The sequence below is a fragment of the Pseudorhizobium xiangyangii genome, from assembly GCF_020531965.1.
GTDB classification, from domain to species: Bacteria; Pseudomonadota; Alphaproteobacteria; order Rhizobiales; family Rhizobiaceae; genus Neorhizobium; species Neorhizobium xiangyangii.
This window is the reverse complement of sequence record NZ_JAJAWH010000087.1, coordinates 1-1,720: the sequence shown is the minus strand read 5'-3', so window position 1 is coordinate 1,720 and position 1,720 is coordinate 1. Positions and strand designations below refer to the sequence as shown.

3 protein-coding genes are annotated in these 1,720 nt (G+C 55.5%); all 3 read left to right on the top strand.

Translation table 11 applies throughout. The annotated features are described in order from the left end of the window. Nucleotides 1-294 (top strand): hypothetical protein (locus LH464_RS24275; RefSeq protein ID WP_226788963.1); only part of this gene is annotated, 294 nt, incomplete at its 5' end. Next, nucleotides 294-1,013, top strand: a complete 720-nt coding sequence (locus LH464_RS24270; protein WP_226788962.1) for a GntR family transcriptional regulator — start codon at nt 294-296, stop codon at nt 1,011-1,013. The genes LH464_RS24275 and LH464_RS24270, both read left to right, overlap by 1 nt. A 253-nt stretch (nt 1,014-1,266) precedes the next feature. Further along, entirely contained in the window at nt 1,267-1,572 is a 306-nt protein-coding gene (locus LH464_RS24265; RefSeq protein ID WP_226788961.1) for a hypothetical protein, read from the top strand. Nucleotides 1,573-1,720: the final 148 nt, after the last annotated feature.

Here is a 1,720-nt window from a genome sequence, read left to right as displayed (position 1 = left end):
GCCGGACCGAGCGAAAAGCAACTGGCCTATGCCCAAAAGCTTGCTGAAGGAGCCGGGATCACCATTGCCGACGACATTCTCGCGGACACAAAGATGCTGACAAGCTGGATCGATGCGATGACCAAAGAGCGCAGCATGTCGGCAGCATCCCCCAAACAGATGGAATGGGTTAGCAAACTCGTCGCTGATGGCGCCAAGCCGCCGAAGGGATTTCCCAACAACGTCACATCCGCTGATGCCAAGGCCTTTCTCGACAAGGCCTTTTCCAGCAAGCCGAAGAAGGGAAAACGCTGATGCTGCAATCCTCTCCGATTAAAGAGCAGATCTACACGCAGCTCTGGGACGCGATCACCCGCCGGCAGCTTCTCCCCGGCGCCAAACTGGAAGAGAATGTAATCAGCTCGGCGTTTAACACCAGCCGAACGACAATCCGCGAAGTTCTGTTCGTTTTGCGGTCGGAAGGTCTGGTTTGGTTGCCGGCTGATCGAGGCGCGTTTATTGCCCAGCCAACAATTCCAGAAGCAGTCGATCGTAGCCGCATCGCCTGCCTATTCGCCGCCGATGCGGCCGCCTCCATGGCAGCGGCACCAGCCAATGCACGCAAGCATATCGCCCACGAAATCGAACGCCTCATCAACTCGATCCGGAGCGGAGACAGCGACGGGGCCACAGCACAGTTCCTAGATCTCATTGTTTGCATGGCCGGCCTGACGAACCGCAGCACGGTAACCAAGCAGGTATCAATCGCCATGGCTGCGGCACAGCTTGCCATGCTCGCCAATCGCTGTGATGGCCCACTCCTGGCCGTGGCTGAAGACCTGCTCCAGGCACTAGCGGAGGAAGACGCTGCTAAGGCGAAAGCCGCCATAAGGTCCTACTATCGGGCCGTCATTGCGGATCTGGAGCAGACAACTCCAAGCAGGCGCGATCTGAAAGCAATTCTTGCCAGGGCGAGCTTGACACCCTTGGCTCCTCCTTCAACCCCTACCCTGTCACATGGAGAGCAGTCTTGAAGCACTCAAGGCAGAAACTCGATCACTCTATTCTACTGGATAATATTGCGCGGCGAATCGAACTGGAACGGTTGCGCAACGGAGCAACCAAAACCAGTTGGGCCGCCCAGCTTGGATTGTCTGTCCGAACGTATTTCCAGATAGAAAGCCGGTGTGCAAACCTTCAAATCGCCTCGATCGAGGCGATTGCCCGCCACCTCAAGCTTTCTCCGGTCGATCTCGTGGCAGGCAGGAATTGCAACTGGTAATGTGATTGGCTATCTTTAGCTGTAGCGACAAGTTGCCAAATAACAGGTTTAAAATGCCCAAAAGAAGCGGTCTTCTAAAAGACGACACCACCCTGATAGAAAGTATCGCCTATATTGTAGAGCGTGAACGGCTGAAAGCCGGCCGCACGAAAACCGAGCATGCGGCGTTCCTGGGCATCACTATCGGGACATACTGGAAGATCCAAGGGCACCAAGCGAACCTTGGATTACTCCAGACGACCGATATCGCACGCCGTCTCAACATCTCGATCCATGAGCTACTATTCGCCCGGATACATGAAATCGCATAGGCGTTCTGCCACCTATTCCGAAATTCTGTCCGGGCTCGAACGTTTGGTGGAGATTGAGGTTCACGAGGAATTCGTCTTCGTCGAACCGGCCGTTTTGCACCGCGCAAGCGTGAGGATGAACCGAAAAGCGCTTCTGGCGAAGCGGACT